Annotated in this window: 21 protein-coding genes and 1 pseudogene; 4 read left to right on the forward strand and 18 right to left on the reverse strand. The window is 51.5% G+C overall.

Annotation, left to right across the window (positions count from 1 at the left end; translation table 11 throughout):
- Positions 1–59: 59 nt before the first annotated feature.
- The 4 genes from kdpC to kdpF form a co-directional block, all read right to left on the reverse strand.
- Positions 60–605, reverse strand: a complete 546-nt coding sequence (gene kdpC / locus HQ912_RS19565; protein ID WP_173407179.1) for a potassium-transporting ATPase subunit KdpC — start codon at positions 603–605, stop codon at positions 60–62.
- An 82-nt stretch (positions 606–687) separates the two neighbouring features.
- Entirely contained in the window at positions 688–2,742 is a 2,055-nt protein-coding gene (gene kdpB, locus HQ912_RS19570) for a potassium-transporting ATPase subunit KdpB (RefSeq protein WP_173407180.1), read from the reverse strand.
- 10 nt (positions 2,743–2,752) lie between these two features.
- A complete protein-coding gene (kdpA, locus tag HQ912_RS19575) occupies positions 2,753–4,447 on the reverse strand; it encodes a potassium-transporting ATPase subunit KdpA (protein ID WP_047226334.1) in 1,695 nt (564 codons plus the stop codon).
- A gap of 8 nt (positions 4,448–4,455) precedes the next feature.
- The gene (gene kdpF / locus HQ912_RS19580) at positions 4,456–4,545 is read right to left on the reverse strand and encodes a K(+)-transporting ATPase subunit F (protein WP_047226333.1); all 90 of its coding nucleotides are present in this window, start codon (positions 4,543–4,545) and stop codon (positions 4,456–4,458) included.
- Positions 4,546–4,950: 405 nt separating this feature from the next.
- Here kdpF and eat point away from each other — a divergent pair, with 405 nt between their 5' ends.
- Both eat and HQ912_RS19590 read left to right on the forward strand, forming a co-directional pair.
- Positions 4,951–6,315: an ethanolamine permease gene (gene eat / locus HQ912_RS19585; protein WP_076385740.1), complete on the forward strand. Its 1,365-nt coding sequence runs from the start codon at positions 4,951–4,953 to the stop codon at positions 6,313–6,315.
- Between the two features lie 119 nt (positions 6,316–6,434).
- Positions 6,435–6,602: a DUF2897 family protein gene (locus HQ912_RS19590; protein ID WP_014337248.1), complete on the forward strand. Its 168-nt coding sequence runs from the start codon at positions 6,435–6,437 to the stop codon at positions 6,600–6,602.
- Positions 6,603–6,782: 180 nt separating this feature from the next.
- Here HQ912_RS19590 and HQ912_RS19595 read toward each other — a convergent pair whose 3' ends face one another.
- Positions 6,783–7,634: an urea carboxylase-associated family protein gene (locus tag HQ912_RS19595; protein ID WP_173407181.1), complete on the reverse strand. Its 852-nt coding sequence runs from the start codon at positions 7,632–7,634 to the stop codon at positions 6,783–6,785.
- Positions 7,635–7,725: 91 nt separating this feature from the next.
- Positions 7,726–7,866: pseudogene (locus HQ912_RS19600) on the reverse strand (GntR family transcriptional regulator); the annotation flags it as partial.
- Positions 7,867–9,095: 1,229 nt separating this feature from the next.
- Here HQ912_RS19600 and HQ912_RS19615 point away from each other — a divergent pair.
- Both HQ912_RS19615 and HQ912_RS19620 read left to right on the forward strand, forming a co-directional pair.
- Entirely contained in the window at positions 9,096–9,620 is a 525-nt protein-coding gene (locus HQ912_RS19615) for a GNAT family N-acetyltransferase (RefSeq protein ID WP_173407182.1), read from the forward strand.
- Positions 9,621–9,885: 265 nt separating this feature from the next.
- Entirely contained in the window at positions 9,886–11,961 is a 2,076-nt protein-coding gene (locus HQ912_RS19620; RefSeq protein ID WP_173407183.1) for an acyltransferase family protein, read from the forward strand.
- 189 nt (positions 11,962–12,150) lie between these two features.
- Here the strand turns inward: HQ912_RS19620 and HQ912_RS28160 are convergent, their stop codons facing one another.
- The 12 genes from HQ912_RS28160 to HQ912_RS19675 all read right to left on the reverse strand — a co-directional run bounded on the left by HQ912_RS28160 (position 12,151) and on the right by HQ912_RS19675 (position 25,230).
- Positions 12,151–12,348 carry a transposase gene (locus HQ912_RS28160; RefSeq protein WP_409936832.1) on the reverse strand — a complete coding sequence of 66 codons (198 nt, stop codon included), beginning with the start codon at positions 12,346–12,348 and terminating at the stop codon, positions 12,151–12,153.
- Positions 12,349–12,716: 368 nt separating this feature from the next.
- On the reverse strand, positions 12,717–13,103 hold the full coding sequence (locus tag HQ912_RS28165) for a transposase (protein WP_409936833.1): 387 nt from the start codon (positions 13,101–13,103) through the stop codon (positions 12,717–12,719).
- 407 nt (positions 13,104–13,510) lie between these two features.
- Positions 13,511–13,846: a ComEA family DNA-binding protein gene (locus tag HQ912_RS19630; protein ID WP_173407184.1), complete on the reverse strand. Its 336-nt coding sequence runs from the start codon at positions 13,844–13,846 to the stop codon at positions 13,511–13,513.
- A 114-nt stretch (positions 13,847–13,960) separates the two neighbouring features.
- The gene (locus HQ912_RS19635) at positions 13,961–15,955 is read right to left on the reverse strand and encodes a polysaccharide biosynthesis protein (protein WP_173407185.1); all 1,995 of its coding nucleotides are present in this window, start codon (positions 15,953–15,955) and stop codon (positions 13,961–13,963) included.
- A 550-nt stretch (positions 15,956–16,505) separates the two neighbouring features.
- On the reverse strand, positions 16,506–17,339 hold the full coding sequence (locus HQ912_RS19640) for a glycosyltransferase (RefSeq protein WP_260990047.1): 834 nt from the start codon (positions 17,337–17,339) through the stop codon (positions 16,506–16,508).
- 169 nt (positions 17,340–17,508) lie between these two features.
- Complete coding sequence (locus HQ912_RS19645) at positions 17,509–18,390, reverse strand: glycosyltransferase family 2 protein (protein ID WP_173407186.1); 882 nt, start codon at positions 18,388–18,390, stop codon at positions 17,509–17,511.
- A 104-nt stretch (positions 18,391–18,494) separates the two neighbouring features.
- Positions 18,495–19,508 carry a glycosyltransferase family 4 protein gene (locus HQ912_RS19650; RefSeq protein ID WP_173407187.1) on the reverse strand — a complete coding sequence of 338 codons (1,014 nt, stop codon included), beginning with the start codon at positions 19,506–19,508 and terminating at the stop codon, positions 18,495–18,497.
- Positions 19,509–19,544: 36 nt separating this feature from the next.
- Positions 19,545–20,540 (reverse strand): NAD-dependent epimerase/dehydratase family protein, encoded by a 996-nt coding sequence (locus HQ912_RS19655; protein WP_173407188.1) that lies wholly within the window; start codon positions 20,538–20,540, stop codon positions 19,545–19,547.
- Between the two features lie 59 nt (positions 20,541–20,599).
- Positions 20,600–21,925 (reverse strand): hypothetical protein, encoded by a 1,326-nt coding sequence (locus HQ912_RS19660; RefSeq protein ID WP_173407189.1) that lies wholly within the window; start codon positions 21,923–21,925, stop codon positions 20,600–20,602.
- Complete coding sequence (locus HQ912_RS19665) at positions 21,922–22,824, reverse strand: glycosyltransferase family 2 protein (RefSeq protein ID WP_173407190.1); 903 nt, start codon at positions 22,822–22,824, stop codon at positions 21,922–21,924. The genes HQ912_RS19660 and HQ912_RS19665 overlap by 4 nt, the downstream gene beginning before the upstream one ends.
- A gap of 4 nt (positions 22,825–22,828) precedes the next feature.
- Complete coding sequence (locus tag HQ912_RS19670; protein WP_173407191.1) at positions 22,829–24,103, reverse strand: O-antigen translocase; 1,275 nt, start codon at positions 24,101–24,103, stop codon at positions 22,829–22,831.
- Positions 24,100–25,230 (reverse strand): DegT/DnrJ/EryC1/StrS aminotransferase family protein, encoded by a 1,131-nt coding sequence (locus HQ912_RS19675; RefSeq protein ID WP_173407192.1) that lies wholly within the window; start codon positions 25,228–25,230, stop codon positions 24,100–24,102. Before HQ912_RS19675 ends, HQ912_RS19670 begins: the two co-directional genes overlap by 4 nt.
- Between the last annotated feature and the right edge of the window lie 456 nt (positions 25,231–25,686).

Here is a 25,686-nt window from a genome sequence, read left to right on the forward strand (position 1 = left end):
TTCTCTTTCAGATGTTGATCAAACGCCCTGTGGGAGCAAAGCTTTGCTCCCACAGGGGTCTACAGTTTTTCCAGCGCCAGGTTCAAGGCCAGCACATTCACCACCGGCGGCCCCACCAGCGGTTGCTCGATGTGAGCGTCGAGCAGTTGCTGCACGGACGATACCGGCAGATTGCGTGCGGCGGCGACACGCGCCAGTTGATAGGCAATCGCTGCCGGTGGCAAGTGGGGATCCAGTCCGCTGCCCGAGGTGGTCAGCAGCGCCAACGGCACTGGGCCTTGACCCGGCACTTGCAAGACCTGGGCGTCACCGATCACCCGTGCGGCCAGGGCCGGATTGCTCGGGGAAAAGTTGCTGGCGCCGCTGGCTACCGTGGCGAAAGCACCCGCCGATGGACGTGGATGGAACCAGGCATCGCCCTGGAAATCCTGGGCGATCAACAGAGAGCCGCGGACCTTGCCGTCGGCATCAACGATCAGGCTGCCGTTGGCCTGGGCGGGAAACGCGACTTGCGCCACGCCCGTAACCAGCAAGGGGTACGCAACGCCGGTGATCAGGGTCATCAGAAGCAATAGGCTCAAGGCCGGGCGTATCAGAGTGAACATCCAGAAATCCTCGAATTGAATGAAACAAGTACCTGTGGGAGCAATTGCTCCCACAAGGTGAAGGCGAGCGTTGGTTATCCGCTCAAACCAGCCCCAGCGCCGTCAGCAACATGTCAATCGCCTTGATCCCCACGAACGGCACCACGATCCCACCCAGGCCATAGATCAGCAGATTGCGCCGCAGCAGCGCAGCAGCGCTGGCGGCCTGCACCCGCACGCCACGCAACGCCAACGGGATCAGCACCACGATGATCAAGGCGTTGAACACAATGGCCGACAGAATCGCGCTTTGCGGGCTGCTCAGGTGCATCACGTTCAGCACACCCAGTTGTGGATAAATCGAGGCAAATAGCGCCGGCAGGATGGCGAAGTACTTGGCGATGTCGTTGGCGATGGAAAACGTCGTCAAGGCCCCACGGGTCACCAGCAGTTCTTTGCCGATTTGCACCACGTCCAGCAACTTGGTCGGATCGCTGTCCAGATCGACCATGTTGGCCGCCTCTCGCGCCGCCTGGGTGCCGTCGTTCATCGCCATGCCGACGTCAGCCTGGGCCAGGGCCGGCGCATCGTTGGCACCGTCACCACACATCGCCACCAGACGACCGTCATTCTGCTCATGACGGATGCGCGCCAGTTTTTTCTCCGGTGTGGCCTCGGCCAGCACGTCATCGACGCCGGCCTCGGCAGCAATGGCGGCGGCAGTCAGTGGGTTGTCGCCGGTGACCATCACCGTGCGAATCCCCAACTTGCGCAACTCGGCAAAGCGCTCGCGGATACCGGGCTTGACCACGTCCTTCAGATGAATCGCCCCCAGCAGCTTGCCGTCAACGCACACCAGCAAGGGGGTACCGCCGCTCTGGGCGATCTTGTCCACCTCCCGCGCCAGTGCAGGTGGCAGTTCGCTTTTCGACAGGCCGATAAAACTCAGCAACGAATCCACGGCCCCTTTGCGGTACACCCGGCCCTGATAGTCGACACCGGACAATCGGGTTTCAGCACTGAACGGCACAGCGGTCAGCAGTTCGGCGCCAGGCTCGGGTTGCGAATGCAAACCCCGCAGGTACTCGACGATGGACTTGCCCTCCGCCGTGTCGTCGGCCAACGAAGCGAATAACGCGCCTTCGGTCAGTTCCTTGACGCTCACGCCGGGCGCGGCGTGAACCGCGGCACAACGACGATTGCCGAAGGTGATGGTGCCGGTCTTGTCCAGCATCAGCACATGCACGTCCCCCGCCGCTTCCACGGCGCGGCCGGACTTGGCGATCACGTTCAGGCGTACCAGTCGATCCATCCCGGCGATGCCGATGGCCGACAACAGCCCGCCGATGGTGGTGGGAATCAACGTCACCAGCAGCGCCACCAGAAACACCAGCGGCAAATTACCGTTGGCGAAATGCGCGAACGGCTGCAGCGTCACCACCACCAGCAGGAAGATCAGCGTCAGGCCGATCAGCAGAATATCCAACGCCACTTCGTTGGGCGTCTTCTGCCGCTTGGCGCCTTCGACGAGGGCGATCATACGGTCCAGGGTGGATTCACCGGGGTTACTGGTGACGCGCATCAGCAGCCAGTCGGAGACCAGGCGCGTGTTGCCGGTGACGGCTGAACGGTCGCCGCCGGACTCGCGGATGACCGGGGCCGATTCGCCAGTAATCGCCGCCTCGTTCACTGCGGCGATGCCTTCGATCACTTCACCATCGCCAGGAATCATCTCCCCCGCCTCGACGCGTACCACGTCGCCTTTTCGCAGGCGGGTGGCGGCTATCACCTCAAAGCCGTTGGCCGTCTGGCGACGTGCGCTGAGGCCTTCGCTACCGGCCTTGAGACTGTCTGCCCGAGCCTTGCCACGACCTTCGGCCAGGGCTTCGGCAAAGTTGGCGAACAGCACCGTGAACCATAGCCACAGGGCAATTTGCGCGGCAACAAAAGTCGGCACGCTGCTGTCCGGAACGAAACACAACACCGTGGTGAGAATTGCGGTCAGCTCCACCACCAGCATCACCGGGGCGCGGTGCAACTGGCGCGGATCGAGCTTGACGAAAGCTTGCACCAGCGCTGGCCGCCACAAGGCCGAAATCGCGGTTTTCGGTTGCTCCGACGCCTTGGCGACGACGGTTTTGCTCATTGGCATATTCATCATCAGATCCTCAGAAACCCAGGCTCAGGTGTTCGGCAATCGGCCCCAGGGCCAGGGTCGGCAGGAAGGTCAGGCCGCCCACCAACAAAATGGTCACGGTGAGCAGGGTCACGAACAGCGGGCCGTGGGTCGGGAAGCTGTTCGGGCCGATAGGCGCGGTTTTCTTCAGCGCCAGGCTACCGGCCAAGGCCAGCACCGGCAGGATGTAGCCGAAACGACCGATCAACATGCCCAGGCCCAGCATCAGATTGTGAAAGGGTGTGTTGGCACCAAAACCGGCGAAGGCCGAACCGTTGTTCGCACCCGCCGAGGTGTAGGCATACAACAACTGGCTGAAACCATGGGCGCCAGGGTTGCTCACCGCTGCAGCAGGTCCGGGCAGGCTCGCAGCAATGGCCCCCAGCCCCAACACGCTCACCGGCATGACCAACAGGGTTATCACCAGCAGTTGCACTTCCCTGGCAGCGAGCTTTTTGCCCAGGTATTCCGGGGTACGGCCAATCATCAATCCAGCCAGGAACACCGCGATCAGCACGTTCAGCAGCATCCCGTAGAGCCCCGCGCCGACGCCGCCAAAAATGACTTCGCCAACCATCATGTTCACCAGCGAGACCATGCCGCTCAGAGGATTGAGGCTGTCATGCATGCCATTGACCGAGCCATTGGATGCCGCCGTGGTGGTGACGGACCACAGCACCGTGGCCGTGGTGCCAAAGCGCGCCTCCTTGCCTTCCAGTGGCGCGGTCTGCTCCACCGAAGCGTTATGCAGCGCCGGATTGGGTTGGGATTCGGCCCACAACGAGGTGGCGCCGCCGATCAGAAACAGTACTAGCATGCAGGCGATGATCGCCCGACTCTGGCGCAGGTCCTTGACGTAATGGCCGAAGGTGAACACCAGCGCGGCGGGAATCAGGATGATCGAGGCAACTTCGAACAGGTTGCTCCAGGCCGTCGGGTTTTCGAAGGGGTGTGCCGAATTGACGCCGAAGAAACCACCACCGTTGGTGCCCAGTTGCTTGATCGCGATCTGGCTCGCGGCCGGGCCCAATGGAATCACTTGATCCGCGCCTTGCATCGTCAACCCATGCACATAGTGCGCGAAGGTTTGCGGCACGCCCTGCCACACCAGGAACAGGGCCAGCAACAGGCACAGCGGTAACAGCCCGTAGAGGGTGGCGCGGGTCATGTCGACCCAGAAGTTACCCAGCGTTGCAGCGGATTTGCGCCCGATTCCGCGACACAGCGCCACCAGCACGGCCAGGCCGGTAGCAGCGCTGACAAAGTTCTGCACAGCCAGGCCAAGCATCTGGCTCAGGTAGCTCAACGACGCTTCACCGCTGTAGGACTGCCAATTGGTATTGGTGGTGAAACTCACCGCCGTATTGAATGCCTGGGTCCATTCCATACCCGGCACTTTTTCGGGGTTGAGTGGCAAATGCCCCTGTAACAACAGAATCGCGAACAACAGCGAAAAGCCGGCCAGGTTGAAAGCGAGCAAGGCCAGGGTGTACTTCTGCCAGCTCTGCTCAACGGTGTGATCGACGCCGGCCAAGCGATAGCAACCACGCTCCACCGGGCCAAGAACAGGTGAAAGCCAAGTGCGCTGGCCTTCCATCACCCGGTAGTAGAAACGCCCCAGAAACGGTGCAGGAATCAGCACCAGCGCAAAGAAGGCGAGGATCAGCCCGTAGTCATAACCGTGCATAGCCACTCCTAGTTCCGATCCGCGCGCAACAGCGCAATCAGTAGATAAATGAACAGCGCCGCTGCCAGCAGCAGCGACACCCCGTCCAGAAGGCTCATGGGATTTCTCCGTCGTACGGCGTCATGCCGTGTGTGGAATGATTGTCGGCAGGGAGGGCGTAAAGGAACGAGATCGAGAGAGGGGGCGAGGGATAAAGAATGTGTAAAAAAGGGGTTGGTGATTGGCTGGGTGGGCCTCATCGCGAGCAGGCTCGCTCCCACATTTGATCTGTTGTGAATAGAGAATTTGCCTCCACTGAAGATCCCCTGTGGGAGCGAGCCTGCTCGCGATGAGGCCCGCCCTGGCGCTGACGCTCCGAACTGGAGCACAAAATCGAGCCATCAGGCAGCGAACATCCCCGATACGACACAATTTCACCCATTACGACCACAACTGCCACACTGGCACGCCCACTGCACTGCCCCACCCCAGCGCTTTTGCTATGGATCGAGGGGGAGCCACCGATGAACACACAACTCAAACCCACCCTGGGCACCCTGCATTTATGGGGCATTGCCGTCGGGCTGGTGATCTCCGGCGAGTACTTCGGCTGGAGCTACGGCTGGGGCGTTGCCGGAACGCTGGGCTTTCTGGTGACATCATTCATGGTCGCGGCCATGTACACCTGCTTCATCTTCAGCTTCACCGAGCTGACCACCGCCATCCCCCACGCTGGCGGACCATTCGCCTACAGCCGCCGGGCCTTTGGAGAGAAAGGTGGGTTAATCGCCGGCCTGGCGACGCTGATCGAATTCGTCTTCGCCCCACCGGCCATCGCTCTGGCCATCGGTGCCTACCTGAACGTGCAATTCCCGGCCCTGGACCCGAAACACGCAGCGGTCGGTGCCTATATCGTGTTCATGGGCCTGAACATCCTCGGGGTGAAACTGGCGGCGACCTTCGAACTGATCGTCTGCGTGCTGGCGGTGGCCGAACTGCTGGTGTTCATGGGCGTAGTCGCCCCGGCGTTCAGCTTCAGTAGCTTCGCCTTGAACGGCTGGGCCGGTTCCGATGTGTTCGGCGCGCCGGCCATCGCCGGGATGTTCGCCGCAATCCCCTTCGCCATCTGGTTTTTCCTGGCCATCGAGGGAGCGGCCATGGCCGCCGAAGAAGCCAAGGACCCGAAACGCACAATTCCCAAGGCCTACATCAGCGGCATCCTGACCCTGGTGTTCCTGGCCATGGGCGTGATGTTCTTCGCCGGTGGCGTAGGCGACTGGCGCACCCTGTCCAACATCAACGACCCGCTGCCCCAAGCCATGAAAACCGTAGTCGGGGAGAGCTCCGGCTGGTTGCACATGCTGGTGTGGATCGGCCTGTTCGGCCTGGTGGCAAGCTTCCACGGCATCATCCTCGGCTACTCGCGCCAGTTCTTCGCCCTCGCCCGCGCCGGCTACCTGCCCGCCTCCCTGGCCAAACTCTCACGCTTCCAGACCCCGCACCGGGCCATCATCGCCGGCGGCCTGATCGGCATCGCGGCGATCTACAGCGACGGCATGATCAACCTCGGCGGCATGACCCTGACCGCCGCCATGATCACCATGGCGGTGTTCGGCGCGATCGTCATGTACATCATGAGCATGCTCAGCCTGTTCAAACTGCGTAAAACCGAACCCAACCTGGAACGCACCTTCCGCGCGCCGGGCTATCCGATCATCCCGGGTATCGCCCTGGTACTGGCAGTGGTGTGCCTGGTAGCGATGGCCTGGTTCAATGCCCTGATCGGGCTGATCTTCCTCGGTTTCATGGCGGTAGGCTTCCTGTACTTTGTGCTGACCGCACAACTGCGCGCCGATGCCCCGGCCGATGCGATGCTCACCGGGCTTTGAGGTGAACCCGGCACAACGGGCGTAATATGGAACCACTGCGAACAACCTTCGCTCATAAGTGGTAGGTGCGGTGGACAGGCGAAACGTTCGTCGTCCATCGCCCCCTCAAGGAGAACCCTATGCCCTGGTACGCCTGGTTAATTCTGATTGTTGCAATCGGCTCGATCGTGGGTGGCTTGATGATGCTGCGCGACACCGCCCACAAGGTCGAACTGACGGATGAACAACGCAAGCGTGTTGCCGAGCGCAATGCCGAGATGGATGCGAAGGAGGCCAAGGATCGTTGAGCCGCGACAGTGCTGATTGCATGACGCTTTGTGGCGAGGGAGCTTGCTCCCGCTGGGGCGCAAAGCGGCCCTGAATCTGCTGGCGCGGAGTGTCAGGCTAATCGGGTTTGGGCTATTGGGGCTGCTACGCAGCCCAGCGGGAGCAAGCTCCCTCGCCACAAAAAGCCAGCGCTTGCTACATCACTGCTCCCAATCAGCCTTGGCAATCTGCAAGCCATGCAGCCCCTTGTACGCCGCCCGCTCAGGCTGGCTCCAGCCCGCCAGCAATGAATCCTCCAATCGATAGATCTCCACCCCCAGCGGACGGCAGACACTGAGGGGATCCTGCGCATCCGGCCCCCACATCGCCAGCGACAGATCGCCGCCGGGGCAAGTGGACAAGGCACACAGCAAATCGATCTCGGCAAAGAACTCCAAATAATCGCCCTTCTTCGCCGGACAGGCCTTCATGAAGTACATGTCATCATGATTGAGCCCAGTACATTGGAAAATATTCAACACATCGTGCACATCGAACTCGGTCAGGCCATGGGGTAATACGGCACGGGTCAGGTTCGAGTGGCAATGATGGTGAAAATCCTCGCCGGTCAGCATCCTGTTCACGTACGGATCACAGCGCGTACCCAGCAGATCGTGCAACCGTCCACCGTGCTCGTCGATGCCATAATCGGCCAGACTGTCATCGGTAATGGTCACCAATGGGCGCAAAAATGGCAGGTTCGACCACAGCCGGTCATGGGTGCTGACATGAGCGCCCTGCAACTGGCGAGTGCGCGCAGCCCACAGGCGTTCCCGTGGATCGTGGGCATTCCACACGTTAAAGTCCCCCACCTGCGGGCCCACCGGAGTCGTAACGCGGAACACATGCCCGGCGGGTACGTGCCAAGCGCGGCCGGTACGGATGGGGACCTCGAACTGTTCGATCAGAGTGCGCTTGTCCTGCTGGGTTCGGATGCGGTCGTAGAAGGGTTTGTCCACTTGCAGGGCCGAGCCTTTGCTGACTTGGTAGGCGGCTGGGTAGTTTTTGTGCATGGGGTGGGTCCTTGATCTGAGGTGATTAGGGGAAGCAACTGCAAGAGCAGTTGTTCGGAATCACTGAGGTACAGGCTCATCACTTGGTGCGCCTTGCGCTTGTCGGCTTCGCGTTGTAGACCGAGACCAGATTGTTCTCTACCAGCGCCATACCTGGCAGCAGGCGACCGCCAATGATGTCGGCGTGCAGCTCCAGGATGATCTGGTCGGCGAGGGAGAGTGTGTTGGTCATGGGAGGGAGGCCTTGGACTGTTGAACAACCATATCCGCTCATAAACTCCAAATTCCAAGGAGATGGTTACCGGCTAATGCCGTGCTCCCGATTTTCATAGGGGCCGGTTACCATGATGCGTCCCAATGCCAGCGTTGAAAAGGTGTACCTCTACCCCATGCCTGACGTGCCGATATCCCGCTGACGATGATCAACAAGCTTTACAGCACCGGCCTTGATCAACATATCCCGTCAGACGTCCCGCTCTTTGGCGCTTGAACACGTCAGCAAGCACCATGACGGCACGGGTAGCTGCCTGGCTTGCGGCGGTAGTGCAAGAATGGCCGCCAGCTTGACTGGCTGCGAGTCGCCGCGAGGGGCGAATTCACTGGTAATAGCCGTAAAGATACGGTTTGAGTTGGCAGGATCGTAGAGGGGCGTCCTGTGCCTTTGTGAGTCGCCTTATCAAAGCCCAATTGCACAGGATTCAGCCCAGCGACAAAAGCCTCAATCACGCGAACGTGATGATCTTCAGATTCTAAATCCTCCCGAGAAACGGGATTAGGCTGGCCTGGTTTCGTGGTCCACCTTGGATATACGCCACAGCAAAATGTACCGTATCTTTCGATATGGGGCATTTTCTTGAATTGCTGCGCAAATGGCTAGGTTTCACACAGTGTGCCATGGCACATCCTTGTAGAAGACATGCTTGCCCTGGCTCAGGGTCTGAGTGGCCCCTTGACCTAGACGGGGGGCTTCGGCATGGTGGGGGCGTAGTAGTGGTCGCGCCATTGGTGATGTCAGGTTCTGCGCCGGAGATCACTAGATCCGCCGACCGCTGCGCCTGGGTGAACTGCTTCCGCGGGATCGCGCTTGAACCCACTAAAGTACGGATAGTTCGAGTTGTTCTTGTTCCAGCAGATGAACCGCCAAGGTTTCAGGCAGACGCCAGCGTAGTCATCGCCCCACCAAGGCTTGGCATTGCCATCGCTCCCTCGGTTGCGGACCACACAGGCCACCGCGACTTGGCCAGCGAAACCTTCGCCCTTAGCCTCTCCGTCAGAGTGCGCGCGAGGATGTCGCGATTCCTTTCGGTTGCGGCCATAACTTCTCCAGGCAGAAAATCCCGCTCGATGGCGGGTTGTGGTGTTGAGGGGCATTGATTTTCCGGTAGATGGGCACCGACCTGTTTTCATTTGATCGGGCAATAAACTAAACTCCGACCCTCAACTCACAAGGGCAAAAAAACCATGGATTTATCGTCAAAATCAATCCGCCTACGGCTAATCGAAGAGTCGGACGCTGAATTTGTTCTGAGGCTTAGGCTTGATGAGAACTACAACAAATATCTATCTTCAGTAGTTGCGGATATAGACGCTCAAAGAAGCTGGATTAGAAGCTACAAATTTGATGAAGCTGCCGGAAACCAATACTATTTTATCATTGAGAGGCTTGATGGCACTCGGTGTGGAACAGTCCGAATTTATGACATTCGAGAAAATTCGTTTAGCTGGGGAAGCTGGATTCTAAACGAGGATAAAACACGATACTCCGCAATAGAGAGTGCCTTTTTGATCTACGAATTCGGCTTTGATCACCTTGGCTTCGAAAAATGTCATTTCGATGTACGCAAAGAAAACACAAAGGTTATATCTTTCCACGAAAAAATGGGCGCATACCGAACTAGTGAAACAGATATGGATATACTCTTTGAAATAACCCCTAAAATAGTTAGAGCTTCAAAAAAACAACTACCCGCAAAACTGTTCGCTTAATTGCTCCAAGGCAAATAACAAATGAATTACACACTCGAATATTTCCGGACTGCCTCTGGACTTTATACAACGCCAAAGGCATTGCTGGCGCTCGCGCCCCATGAGAGCGACATCTCAAAGTGTGCGCTTTCGACAAAGTCATCTCTCTAGGCACCGCCCTGAAAATTCTTACTCATGACAAAAACCGTCATGTCACAGAGGCGTTTAAGAATCGGGACTCCATCATCGAGCGATCCCGAGTCAATGTGTATACTCGATCGACGTCTTGGCATTGATCGCAAGGGATCTCATGCATAGCAAACATACAGCGTACAGGCCGGACATAGACGGATTAAGGGCTATTGCGGTTTTATCGGTAGTAGCTTTTCATGCATTTCCGTCCTTCTTGAAGGGCGGTTTTATAGGTGTCGACATTTTCTTCGTTATATCTGGCTACCTGATTTCAAAAATACTTTTCACTGGGCTAGACAATGGCACCTTAAGTATCTTTGAATTCTACAGCAGGAGAATAAACAGAATTTACCCAGCTCTTATACTTGTGCTTATTTCGTGCCTAGCTTTTGGTTGGTTCGCCCTTCTAGCCGACGAATACGCTCAACTTGGAAAACATACGGCAGGAGGTGCTGGCTTCGTTTCAAACATAGTACTCTGGTATGAAAGCGGTTATTTTGACAACATATCAGAAACAAAACCGCTTCTGCATTTGTGGTCGCTTGGCATCGAGGAACAGTTTTACATAATTTGGCCTGTATTACTCCTTGCCCTTTGGAAGTCAAGATTTAACCGCCTGTCCGTGATATGCATATTGGCCACTACTTCTTTCTGCATAAGCATAAGCATTCGACAGATCGACCCATCTGCGGCTTTTTATTCGCCGCAGAGTAGATTCTGGGAATTACTAATTGGATCTTTTATCGCTTACCTCTCTATGTACCGATCTGACACTCTATTTAATATTTATAGCAGACTCGATGTCATCATATCAAAGCTCGTGTACCAGACCCATAACGACTCTAATGGAGGTGCGATAAAGGATGCACAATCTTTACTCGGCCTGGCGATGCTAGTAGCAGGCTTCCTTATAATCACAAAAGAACGGCTTTTTCCTGGATACTGGGCTATCCTTCCGACAATTGGATCGGCACTAATAATAAGTGCCGGGTCAAATGCAATCATCAACAAACATATCCTATCCAACAGGATCATGGTGTCGGTAGGTCTAATTAGCTTCCCACTATACTTATGGCACTGGCCAATATTGTCCTTTGCTCGGATTATTGAAACAGAGGTGCCTAAGGTAGAAATCAGGATAGCGGCGGTTGTCGCTTCCATTGTGCTAGCTTGGGCAACCTACAAATTCGTCGAGCGTCCTATCCGGTTTTTCTCAACCAGCGGTAAAAGGACCACAATCCTGTTCGTCATCATGCTTATCATTGGATCTTTTGGCTTCTACGTGTTTAAGCACGAGGGCATGCAGTCTCGACAAATTGTCGCGAATCTGAAACAGAAGTCCGAAGACCTTCGACACTACTCACTTACAAAATGCAAATCCACTGATCCGACAATGGCTGAAATGAGCTGGTGCAACCAGACTAAAGAAGGCGCGCCAATAGACTACATCTTGTGGGGAGATAGCCACGCAGAGCACATCATTCCTGGGCTGAAAAAAGAGACTTCGAAAAACTGGCTTGTGATCGGGCGGCATAGCTGCCCACCACTACGGGGAGTGAAAGTATGGCTTGCAAACATGCCGAAGGACGCCTGCGAAAAAGCAAACTACAAATCGCTGGAAATCATCAAGGAAAGCAATGTCCGCGTGGTCGCATTGGCTGCCTTGGGGCCATTGTACTTTTCGGACCACGGTTTCTCTCCAGAGCACGCCAGCATAAATGATAAGAACCCGGACTATCGACTTGTCCTTGGAGAGAAGAACGATGTCTCCAAAAAGCTAGAAACCTATAAAGCTGGTCTGGACGCTGCGATCTCTGAAATTACAAAGCAGGGAAAAAAGGTAGTTCTGATCAAAGATGTACCGGAATTTAAGGCTCATCCAAAGGCGTGTCTGTCCCGTCCGTTCAAGACGAACGTCGTGAGCTGTGATGTGGCTCGCCAGGAATACAACGATCGGACCAAGGTCTACGATCAGGTATTAGCGGAGGCAAAAGCCAAGAACCCTAATGTCTATATCTTCGACTCGACAAAGCCTTTCTGCGACTCTGTAAGGTGTGCGTCCGCCGACAAAGATCACATATTTTACCGTGACGGCCATCACCTTAGCGAAGCTGGTAGCCGCATCGTGTCAAAAAACTTGGCTGCTTTCATTAAGAGCAGCGTCAAGTAAATGGTTGGGGGTACTCTCGCGACCCCAACCATATCACACGGTGCCGGCAATCTCAGTCGGGGGCTCGAGTTGCCACTCAGGCTCGCGGAACGTATTCGATCAGTGCCCCCTACCTTCCACAAGACGAGGCGACGGCTCACCGTGACATCTCTGCTGAGCAGTGCCTGGGCAACAAGGCTTTGTACTCGTCTACCGACGAGGCGTGTGGCAAGTTGCTATAGTGCGTGGCCACGTATACGGCTCTTGGCTGTCGATCTTGGCTGTCTCGACCAAGCTATAAATCTGCGCGCTGACGGTGATGCCGTTTGGCATGTCACTGAACAGCCAAGCCTTACGCCCTATCACAAACGATTTTATTACACGCTCCGCCAGGTTGTTATCGATCAATAAAAAACCAGCCTCAACTTAGCGTTCTATTCGGCTCCAGCTGTCCGTCAGGTAATTAACCGCTTACCCAGCATACTTTGCCGTGTCACCTGAGACTGCATTTTATTCAGCCAGGTCTTCAACTGGACCAGAATCGGCAGGCTCTTTTCCTGCCGACCGATCATCGCTGCTCGTCGCTTATGTTTTCAGCTCACGCTCAATGCCATACAGCTTGTTGATCATCGTCAGGGCTATATCGGCGCGGCCGGTCTTGCCCTTTGGCTGCACTTTCTATGCTTCCATGTACTTGCGACGCGCATGGACCTTGCAGGCTAGGCGTTCCACACCTGGCTGCAGGCCAACGCGTTATAACCTGCCGTAAACATTGGTCATAAATAGCCGCGATAACTTTCCAGCAGGCGCAACGGCACTTCCCACGCACTACTGGAGGTGTAGTCGAACAGCACGACTTTTTGATCGGACGGTCCGCGGGGCTTGCCCCCAAATCCAAGACTGGCTGGCGTATCTCGATCCAGCTCTTTCAGCACCTGGACCCGGTTTTCATCGCAGTGGATGACTGGACTTTCCAGCAGCCGGTCATGCATCAAATTCAGCAGGGATTGCAAGTGTTCGCCGCGCCGGATAATCCAGCGCGCCAGGGTCTGGCGCGGTATATCGATGCCATGTCGACTCAACATCGTTTCGAAACGATGCAGCGGCAGGCCATCGACATACTTGGTGGTCAACAGCATCGCCGATACGCTCGGGCTGGCCATGCCCTTTTCGATCAACGTGGCGGGTTTGTCGGCGGTGAACGGGGCAACTTCACAACTCCGGCAACCGTAGACTTATCGGATATGTTTGATGACCCGGACCTGCATCGGCACAGATATCCAGCTATTCGCTAGCATCTTCACGGATCACATGGCCGGCCGGTTTTGGGTAAAGGTAAATTTTTTCAATCCGGGCATTAGGATGCACTATGGTGATGGGCTCCTGATGGAAATCGGGAGCACAGCATCCTGTTGTCAGCGATTCGCTTAGAATGTGGTGTTCATGGGTCGGATAGAATCATTTATTTATGCCAGCGGCAGGTACCTTGGTACATTTCCAAAACTCGTCCATGCAACCGCTAGGGGGTAAAAAGGCCAGTCAATTTGACCGGCCTCCTTCAATCACAAACTCAATTCACTTCCAGCTTGTCACGGTTCCTGTCGAGAATCGCTTTGCCAATCCCCTTGACCTCCAGCAACTCCTCTACCGAAGAGAACGGCCCATTACTCTCCCGGTACGCAACAATTGCTTCGGACTTACCCTTGCCTATCCCAGACAGCTCGCGCTGCAACGTTGCAGCATCCGCCGCGTTTAAATCCACCTTGGGACTCTGCATTTTGGCTGGTTGCTCCAATAACTGCGGCGTTACAACAGACTCGGATTTGAGCGCAGGGGCGGCGATAGCAGCAATCGAGACGCTGGTCAGAAGGGCAAAAATCAGAGAGTAGAAATTGCCTGTACGCATAAATGACGCTCCATGACATCGTTAAGAGAGAAGCAGCTTTTCCGAAGCTGCCTCTCAAACGTAGGCGATGACGCATCGATGTCAAAAATATGTACGTTACAGCTTGTGTAACAATCAGGGTTCGAGGCGGCGTTGCTGGTAGATCCAGTCGACAATCTCTCCGTCAGGCGCGTAACCACTGACGGTATCGCGAAGTAGCTGGCGAACCCTGGTGTAGTCATCGTGCTCAATGGCGGCCAGCAACTCGGCCAACTTGATCTTGAGCGCTTCCCAAGGCAGGTGATCCTCGTTGGCACTCATGATCATCGGATGCGGGGTCGCGACGACGTTGTCGCCAATCAGCAACTCCTCGTAAAGCTTCTCGCCTGGGCGCAGCCCGGTGAACTCGATTGAAATATCGCCGTGAGGGTTTTTTTCCGAACGGACGCTCAAGCCAGACAAATGAATCATCTTTTCCGCCAGCTCAATAATTTTTACCGGTTCTCCCATGTCCAGTACAAATACATCCCCTCCCAAGCCCATGGAACCGGCCTGAATCACCAATTGTGCGGCTTCGGGAATAGTCATGAAATAGCGAGTGATCTTGGGATGAGTAACAGTCAACGGCCCGCCGGACTTGATCTGTTTATGAAACAGGGGAATGACCGAACCGGACGAACCCAACACGTTACCGAACCGGACCATGGTAAATCGCGTCTTGTTTACGCGCGAGACGTTGCTCTTATCGCCGAACAACACAGGGGCTAGCTCACGGCTGAGGGCTTGCAAGGTCAGCTCCGCTAGCCGCTTGGTGCTGCCCATCACATTAGTCGGGCGCACCGCTTTATCCGTGGAGATCAGGACGAAGTTTGATACACCTGCCTGCAACGCGGCCTGTGCCGTACTCAACGTACCAATCACATTGTTCAGGACGCCTTCGGCGATGTTGTGCTCAACCATTGGGACATGCTTATAAGCGGCGGCGTGATAGACCGTATCGATATTCCAAGTCTTCATCACATCCAGCAGTTTATCCTGGTCTCGCACCGATCCAAGGATAGGCAGCAACCGAACCGACAACGATTCGCGAATCACCCGAGGCTCAAGTTCGGACAGAATGCTGTAGAGATTGAATTCGCTATGCTCATACAGCAGCAGCGTAGTCGGCTTCAGTGCCAGGATTTGCCGACAAAGCTCGGAACCGATTGAGCCGCCAGCCCCAGTAACCAAAACTGACTGACCAGTGATGCAATGCTCGAGCAGATCAGGTTGTGCAGGCACCGGATCGCGCCCGAGAAGGTCCGCGATGTCGACTTCCTGGATGTCATCGACCTTGACCCTACCGCTGGCCAGGTCCATGAACCCTGGGACGCTGCGCACATGCAGCGGAAAACCTTCAAGCAACGTCAAGATTTCCCGACGGCGCCCACGCGACGAGGAAGGCACCGCCAGTAGAATTTCCTGTGCGCCGGTTGTGTCGATCATTTTCTGGATATGCTTGGGCGCGTATACCTGTAGCCCAGCGATCACGCGGTCCGCGATGCTTTTGTCGTCATCAATGAATGCGACCGGTCGCATCACTCGCCCCATACGCAGTGCGGCAACGAGCTGGTTACCTGCGGCTCCGGCACCATAAATAGCAACCTTGGGCAGGCCGTCATCACGGTTGGTAAAGGGAACATGTTGGGCTGCGGTAAACCAGTCCCCCAGAAAGTACTGACGCATCATCAGACGCAAGCCGCCAATCATGATCAGACTCAACCACCAATAGTTGAAAATGATGGAGCGGGGCACCACTACTTTATGATTGCTATACCAATACACCACCAGGGCCAGCAGCAAGGCCGAAAGGCTAACCGCCTTGCAAATCGTAATCAACGCATCGTTACCAAAATAACGCATGACCGCGCGGTACATGCCAAAGCGGATGAAGATCGGAATAGCGATCAACGGAGCCGATGCGAAAAGCCAAAGGTGAGTTTCTATTGGGCTGGCCAATGCGTCGACGCCTAGGCGAACGACAAACGCCAGCCATAAAGCGACCCAGACGAGTAAAACGTCCGTCGCCAGTTGGATTGCGCGTTTGTGGCGTCTCGGCAATCCCAGCAAGGCTGTTCTAAATTTGCTCATAACCCCTTCATGCACCTTCGCTAGCTCCTTAAACAATATCCATTCCCCACTGTAGGCTACCTTGGGGCTCGCTCCTCGACAGAACCAGCACGAAAGAGCATCAGACTCGTCTTCTATTTATGAAGAGGCTTCTCTGCCCCTCTCATGAAACGCGACCGCTATCACCAATACATAACGATACGCCAGAACCAAAACCACCGCACCTCCTGTTCTTCTATCATACGCACGTCGCGCACTCTTGACCTCCGGAGCAAGGACCTGATTGACTGCGCGCCCCCTCAGAAAGCAAGGGTACTTCATACGCGTAAAATATGAATTTGACAGTATGCAGGCAGAACAATGCGCAGCCGTTGCATTTGATGCATTAAGAAACAATCGTAATGTTCATGTAATGACAGGCCTGAGCACGAGCGAATCAATGTCGTATATTCCGTCAGAAAGACATGAGAACACCCCTACGTTCAGGCAGCTCGTCTAACTGAATATTTCCGCCAAATCCAACATAAAAATAAAAACTGAATCATTAGTTACAATTGAAAAACCAGTAAAATTATCGTGCAAAACGGTAAAACATTTTTTTAATTGACATAGGAGAGCAGCGAACCACTGATCGAATTACATAATTAAGTACATACTCCAAAAAACTAATAAAACCGATACTTCGCTGAAACTTAAGAATTGCAAGCTCATGTTTAAGATACTCACGACCACGTCGAGTCATCATGTTGTTTCCCGCACGCATCTTTAGCAAGACCTCATCCATATTCTGCATGTGATACTTCTTCGTTAGCATCAACGACCAAAGCGCATAATCTTGTGCTTTGCGAAAAGGAGGGTAACCACCGACATCAAGAACAGCTTGTTTCTTAAACATGACTGTGGGATGACTAATAGGGCTCCGCATTCTTGCAAATCGGGATAATTCCGTATGAGCAAGAGGGAGCCGACGAATACCGAGGGAGTGTAGCATTAAGCTATCAAACTCTTCGACCATCGCCCCCAGTACATCAATTTCTGGATGACTCAACATAAATGCAACTTGCTTTTCAAATCGTTCTGGAACACAGACATCGTCAGTATCCATACGCGCGACTATTTCATGGCGACAATATCGCAATCCCTCATTAAGGGCGCATGCCAATCCAACATTTTCGTCAAGCTTGACACTAATTAATGGTAGTACGTTGCGAAACTTTTCAATGCTCTCGCTCAATTTTTCGGGGAGCGGGCCATCTTCGACGAGCACAATCTCGGAAGCTTGTAAGCTCTGGCTCAATAAGCTTTCAAGACAGGCTTCTAAGTAGTTCGACTGCTCCGAAGCATGAATAGACATCAGCACTGAAAAGCCAGTTGCCGACTGCATTTTACTTTTCTCACCTGACATCATTCAACTCCAGCTAGGTATTGACACCTATGTACGTTCGTTCAACGCCATCGGATTATTTCGAATCTACACGATGCTCAAACATCGCCGTAACTAATCTATATATCCTTACGACCTGCTAAATCCCTCTATCGGCGCCGCCCCAGCACCTGGGTCTAGGACAAAAAACTCACGCCAAACCGCTATCGAGTTTCCCGACCTTCCGCAGAATGCCATCCTTAATTCCTTTAAACACAAACCCCAAGCGCCTCCTTTTCTGATCGAATATTAGAAAAAAAACAAAAATTTTTAACGTCATGATCAATGAGTATTTTAGTTTCCAACGCCAAGGCACGTACCTTTTACCGAAAAGATATAAAAAATTTCTATATTGATAATAATGTCGAATAGGTGATGGCACTCCAATTTGAAAGCCTAAAAAATTCTTGTGTCCATCGCCGAGCATATGAGCGATCTCAAGGGAGGTATCGATAAAAACATTCAGTCCTGCTGCACGACTGCGCCAGCACCACTCCCAATCTACGAAATCGATAAATAGATCTTCATTTTTTCTACCTACACGCTCAAAGGCATAAAGTGGTATGAGGAAACCGGAGCTAAGGGTATATTCGACAGTAGTACAACCCGCTGCCCTTTTCCGCCCGTGGTATACATCGTTTGTATCTTTTTTTAATGCTACCGGTCCAATCCCCCCGACGATTTTGCGCCCCTCATCCAGCTGATCAAACCGCTGCAACAGAGAGCGCACATAGTTCTCCGGGAGCTTAGTATCTTGGTCCATTTCAATAAAAAAAGTACATCCTAGTTTTCTTGCAACCTCGACTCCCAAATTCTGAGCCTTGGCAATCCCCATATTTTCAGCCAATTGATTAAGATACACATTGGAAAATTTTTCAGACAACTCATTAACTTGTTGCTGAACCAATGTAACATCCGAGTTATCTGTGAGAACTACCAAATCGACTTGACCGCTATAGGAATGAAGGTTGGCTGCCAATTCATTCACCTCTGGATTATAAACAGTCAAGATTACAGCAACCCTTCGGCTCATAATAATTTCCCAGCCAAATGATAAAATACGGCACAGCTACGATTGTCCTGGCCTAGTAAACTTAAAAGCACTACCCTCACCTCAACAGTTAAAACTAGATACCTTTAATCTTCGAGCGCGCCCGCCTTGAATTTAACAGCAAGTCCTACTAGCGGTAGATAGGCTATAAAAGTCGCCAATAGCCCGTCTATACCACCTATTCCAACCCAGATTGCCATGGGCAATAACCAAAATAAATTGATGGCCCCTACCGACAATGTCACATTTAAATGAGAACCAAAGTGCCGTGAAGCGGACTGATAAGCATGACTACGGTGCGCCTCGTACACCTTATCTCCCCGCAGCAGTCGACGCAGCAAGGTGAATGTCGCATCGACTACGAATATGCCCAGTAAGATTATCCAACTCCACAGAAATTGCGGAGCAATCCATGCCGCCTGTAAAGAGAAAATGCCGAGGATAATCCCTAGGAAACCGCTTCCCGCATCTCCCATGAAAATGCGCGCGGGCGGAAAGTTCCAGAACAGAAAGCCTAATACTGCGCAGGAAAGCAACAAAGGGACGTATGCAGCCGAGGGTTCGCCAAACAAGATATAAAGTAGGCCCCCGCCAATACAGACACAAACGGCCTCGACACTAGCGAGACCGTCAATGCCATCCATAAAATTGTACAAGTTCAACATCCATACCATATAAATAACAGCTAATAAGTGCCCAATCCACCCCATGTTCAACTGAACACCGAAGAACGTCACAGGAGGTAGACCACCGAGCCAGAATAGAGCCCAAACCGCGGCCCCGAAATGACCAATCAAACGCCAACGGGCAGCAATATGGCCGTGATCATCAAGAAAACCCAGTGCGGCGATGGCTACCCCTGACCCCAGTAACGCCCATATTAGGGGCCAGGACGCGAGCTCCAAAAAGCCCAAGATAGGAGCGGCAATAAGAAAGCTCAACACAATTGCCACTCCACCACCTCGTGGAGTTGGTAATGAATGGGAACTTCGAGCATTTGGGATATCAATAACGCTATTAATTAGTGCGTAACGACGCAACATACCGGTGAGCACTAATGAAAAGCAAATGACAATCGGAAAAAGCCACCATGACAGCATTAGCAAAATTCCCTATCGAAAATAAAGCAGCAGAGTTTAATTAGCAAGCTTACGAAATTCCGCGAATTCACGTCCCGTGTGGACGAGTGCGGTCTCAGTACACAGTTTAGGCTTCCACCCAAGCTGGTTACGTGCCTTGCTGGAATCTATGAGTAACGAGTCACATAGCTGCGTATACATTGCTTGCTTACCAATCAAGAAGGCGCCCAATCGCATGAGTACGGTGGGCACGGGCAGCAACCGGACATCCTGGTGCAACCCAGTGCATAAATGTCGGACAATCTCCGGAGTGGAGACATCAGTGCCATCTGAGATCAAATAAAGTTCGTCAGCAGCGCCAGGGTGTTCGATGCACAAGGCGATAAAATCAACCAAATTCTCCAAAGCAATCATACTGCGCCTGTTATTAATACTTGCGAACGGTAACGGAATACCTGATGCAACAAGTTTTAAAAGGCGCTGAAAATTCCCTGGGGCGTGAGCCGCATACACCATCGGCGGCCGAATAATAACAAGCTCCACCGCCGTAGGTGCCAACAATTTGCGAAGCTCATCTTCAGCTTCGAGCTTAGACAAAGCATAAGCCGCTTGTGGTGATGGCACAGACATCTCGTCAAAAGCCCGCCCGCCGGATGATGTGCCATTAACGCCGATAGAGCTAATGAAGACAAATCGTTTCACCTCTGCCTTTACGGCGATGCGCGCAAGCTCAACGGTCAAATCCCGGTTAATGTCCCGAAATGCCGTAAGAGGGTCGGAATCCGCTTCATTTAGCACATGGGCACGGCCAGCCAGATGAACAATGCAATCAATACCGTGAAAATACTGAGTCGAAGAGGTCAACGCTTTGAGATCTGCGTGAATCACCTGACCCGGAAAATTGTCCATCAGAGCCGCACGAGTGACAGCGGTAACAGAGAAAGCGCGCTCAATTAACGTACTGACCAATTCACGTCCGATAAAACCGCCACTGCCGGTTACCATTACCGAAGTCACTCTTCCCCCTCGCAGCGCTGCACAAAATTCAAACATTTATATTTCAAGATCTGCCTACCTCATCCCTAACGAGGATATCGTGCGGTCGAGACGCCTCATTCTTTCCGAGGTATAAGCATCCCTATCAATTTGATCACAAAAAACAGGAATATAACATCTAGCATGTAGGCGAAGCCTATCGGTGGTTCTAGCAGAATAGGCAATGTTCTCAACCAGAGCGTCGCAACCAACGCACAGTAAAAAATATTCTGTTGTGCGTTTCGGCCTAGCGAATTTATTATCGCCAACAAAAATGCCGTAAAGATCACCCAAACAAAGGCGAACTCTATCCCAAAGTATTTATATGCAAACAAATCGAAATGACTGGTCGGCCCACCGGCAATCTCTCGCCCCGGATTGTAGTACAGCAAAATCTGACGCCCTACGTTAAAGTCGTTCACCGGATACCCGAGTATTCCACTGAGACGAGTAACCCCAACAATAGGCGAAACAAAGCGTATCAACGCGTTATCGGTATATAATTTATCAACTACATCATTGGGCAACCCCAAGTAATATTTATCGGCATTACCAATAATTCGGAAAACCAGTCGCTCAACTACCACTGGACTACCAGTCATATACATGGCATCAGCCTCTGTATCAACATTATTACTACGGAGATTAAACATCAGCACCAGAAGTGCAAAAAAAATGGCTGCCAACGAAACAACTGCGAAATAAACAACTTTGAATTTAGGTTTTGAAAAATAAATACTAATCGCAACAAAACAAGCGTACAACGCTTCAAGAAAGGCAAATTTCGAGCCATTGACAATCGAACTAACGAAAATCAAAGACGCCAAAAAAAACAATAACAAAGCGTTCCTTACCGAGACACCATTGAGTCTCCACCCCCGCACTAACAAAATAGAAAGGTAGGCAAAAATAAAAAGTCGAAATGCATCAGCAATACGAACATACAATCCAAAACCTCTATTCTGCTCAAATCTGTTAGATTCAGCAAATAGCCCAGCTCCCACAAAAGTCAGAATAACCAACAAAAGACACAAATACAAAAAAAGGATCAAGTAGAATTCATAGCGCCCCCTCCCCCTCGGCACTGTCAATGCTACAATCAAGCGTCTAATACCATACGACGAAAAGCGACTAAACAAAACGAAAGAGACAACAAATAAAAAAGCACAAGAAAAAACAAACCAAAACAACAAATCCGATACATATCCCAAAAAATACAACCCAATGACAACACCATAAGCACTACCAAATGTGAAGGTCCAATAAAAATGAATAGGATCTAAATAGCCCGCCAGCGCCTTCAAACGAACCGTAAAGTAGAGCGCAAAACACGTTAAGAGAATCGAAGGTATAAATACATGTAGATTGGAAAAAAACAGATCAAAAAATTCAGAGGAGGTCATTTTTTTAGCAACTTTAGAAACGCGAGATTCACCATGATAAAAGGCACTTTAAACAACACTTTTAAAGGTAAAAATGAAATTATTTTCAATATTCCTTTGAGATTACCATATCGTAATCCCAGCAAAATATAGTACCCTCCCTTACTCGCGAGCACAAAATCTTTCAAGTGGGCGGGCGCAAGGGCTTCGATAGCTTGCGAGTACATATAGAACTGCTTTGCAATATTTTTATACGTATTGTTTCCATGATGTCTATATTTCGCGACGATAACATCCGGAAGAAAAAGGAAGTCCTTGCCCACCACAGGAAACATACTAAATAACTTGACAAATGTAGGGTAATCATCCCATATTAATTTTGGATCCCAACCGCCAATCGCCCTTAATGCAGCAGTTCTAAAAAGCGTCGACTGAATTAGTACTGGCGAAGGAAAGTCTGTAAACATTTCCGTATTCCTACTTTCGATGTCCAAACTGAAGAACCTATTATGCCGCTCCGTATAAACCTTACTCAGAGCACCACTTTCCTCAAAAAAATTCAACGCTCCACCAATGCAAAACTGCGCCCGCGGTTCGGCACCTAACGCGTCGATACAACGCGATACTCCGAGTGGATCTGGAACATCATCAGATGCCACTAAATAAATATACTCAGTGGTAGTTCGATCAAGCCCAATAATAAGCGATGAAACCAACCCCGAGTTACTTTTCTCAATTAACTCAACATTCAACTCAGGATATAACGCCAGCACCTCTCTTGCCCTTTCAACGGTTTTATCTGTAGACCCATCATCGACCACAATAACTTTCAGGCCCGGGATTTTTATCTGACAAATGGAAGAAAGGCACTGACCTATATAGTCTTCATGATTATAGGAAGGAACCAGAATCGTCAACATATCATCATCCACGCATTACTGGAGCAGCTGATTCTGCTGCCAATTTCTTAAATATTAGCAAATAAACAACCACCCAATAAATAAAATAATTAATTGCATAGGCCAACACGACCCCCTGAACATCAAACCATTGGGTTAAAACCAGAGACAGCCCATAGAACATTGCAGCAAAAATCACTTCGGTCACCATGAAAGGCTTAAACATGGCTTTACTCAACATCAGATAAGATATAATCCAACTACCGATACGTAAAATATCACCTACTAGCTGCCAAGCGAAAAGATCGCGCATTGGATAAAATTCAGCACTGAATAAAACATGTATAACAATGTCACGAAGGAGATATACCGTAACCGCCCCTACAACGACAATAGGGAGGATGACCTTGTACCCTTGTAATATTTCTTCTTTGATATCTTTAGCCAGAGACAATTCCGCCAAGCGTGGTAAATAATAAATGCCTAACGTGGTCGTTACTAACATAAGATATGCACTACTCAGCCTCCACATTGCTTCCCAATAACCAGCTGATTCCCACCCCAGCGTATCCCCCAGGTGATTTCGGATAAATATGTGGCTAAGAGGTACACAAGCTGCAGAAGTGAGTGCCATCGCCGTATATTTCGCCAAGTTTCTAGCGATGCCTTTATCGATTCCTCCAAGTAAATACCTAAATTTGAACCATGGCGCTTTTAGCAAAAGAGCACAAGTCACAAAGAAGCTCAGTGATTGATAGATTGCAAGCGCGACAAGTGCGCCATAGAGCCCCAGAGTGATAGACATTACGCTAGTAACAATGAGAGCAAAAAGGCTTCCCGCTATGTTAGCTAATACATAACGACCTATCTCTTTCTTCCCGTTTAGGATCGCCAGCACCAAAGTGTTAAAAACAAAAAAAATCAATGTTGCAGCGAACCAGAGAAACACCCCACCATACACCTCATCTTTTAGAAACCACTTCGCCAACGACTGGTTCAACAGTGCAATCAAAACACCCGTCAATATCGAACCAATAAATGCGATGCTACCAGCTGTACGCCAAACTTTATGTTGCCTATCATGATCGTCATGATACTCTGCGGTGTACTTGACAACGCCAGTATTAATCGCACCACTTGCAAAAGTAGTGATCATTTGAACGGCATTTTGAAACTGTCCCAAAGCAGCATAACCTGCTGGGCCAACATAAATCGCGAGAATTTTGTTGATACCTAGCAAGGTCAACATCTTGATAATTACAGCAACACCATTGAGCAAACTGGTTCTTATCAGTGTCATACTAATGAGCTACCACGAAAGCTGTTACATGCAGCAACAACCTGATAGGCCTGCTCACGGCTTATTGTTGGGCCAATTGGCAAACTCAGTACTTCCCTGTGTATACGCTCGGTCAAGGGAAAAGACAGATGATTCAGGTAACAATAGGCCTGTTGCTGATGAGGTGGAATTGGGTAGTGAACTAAGGTTTGCACCCCCTCCCTCAAAAGATGGGCTTGCAATGCATCACGCATCTCAGAACGAACCACGAACAGATGCCAAACATGAGCATCCAGCGTCAGGGCCGAAACACTAGTAGACAATGGTAGATAGATGAGTGGATTATTAATACCTTTCATATAGATATCAGCGATTTCTTTACGATGAGCAGTGCTTGCATCCAAATACTTGAGTTTGACGCTTAACATTGCAGCTTGAATTTCGTCAAGGCGACTATTGACGCCCCTATACAAGTTCTTATATTTCTCATGTGAGCCGTAGTTGCGTAGCGCCCTAAGGGTTTGCTCCAATTCACCATCGTTAGTCGTAATGGCTCCTGCATCGCCAAGCGCCCCCAAGTTTTTACCTGGATAGAAACTGAAAGCGGATGCATGGCCCCAACTACCAGCCCTTCGCGCGTTGACACTCGCGCCATGAGCTTGTGCAGAATCTTCCAAGATTAAAAGATCGTGACGCTCGGCGATCTTGAGTAGTTTTGGCATATCAGCAAGCTGCCCGTATAAATGTACGGGCATTAAGGCACGAGTCTTAGCGGTAATAGCGGCCTCGACATTATCGGGGCACAAATTGAAAGAATGCGAGTCGGGTTCAACCAATACAGGAATAAGTCGGTTTTCTGTAATAGCCAAAACAGTTGCAATATAGGTATTGGCTGGAACGATGACTTCATCCCCTTCTTTTAACTTGCCAAGTTCCTTCCAAGCGCGAAGCGTTAAAATCAATGCATCAAGGCCGTTAGCTACTCCGATACAGTGTTTTGCCCCACAATAATAAGCAAAATCTTTTTCAAACTGCGTTAATTCGTTTCCACCAATGTACCAACCAGAATCGATTACTCGCGCGCAGGCTTCAACCAGATCATTTCTGTACTGGGTATTTACTTCTTGCAAGCTTAGAAAATTAATCATGTGCTTCTCTATGAAACTTGAGTATGGTTGGAATCAAAAACCCACAAACACGTAGCTAAACGAACAGCCAGGAACGAAACGAATCAGCATAACCAGCGGCCTACACCATAATAATAAATAGTCATCGAGCATTCCAGCCATGGCTTATCGTAATGCCGGGAAGCAACACGCCCCCCTCCAATAGAAGCACCTTTTTAACAATCGTTTTAGATACTCTATCAAGTAGTGCTTTGCTCGCGGTGCTTTGTCATCAGTGAATGTATCATTGGGTCCGATGAAGAAACTGCCCTTCAGCCGAACACCCTCATAGATACAGATGCAATTTTTTATAATAAAATAATTGTCAACCTGCACATCATATCCAACAAAACAACGAGAACAAATATTAGTATTTTGACCAATTTGCGCGTCCTTTAGAACAACGCAAAATTGACAATTTTTTGTTCTAGCACCTAA

The sequence above is a fragment of the Pseudomonas sp. MPDS genome, from assembly GCF_013283895.1.
In the GTDB taxonomy this organism is placed as follows: domain Bacteria; phylum Pseudomonadota; class Gammaproteobacteria; order Pseudomonadales; family Pseudomonadaceae; genus Aquipseudomonas; species Aquipseudomonas rhizophila.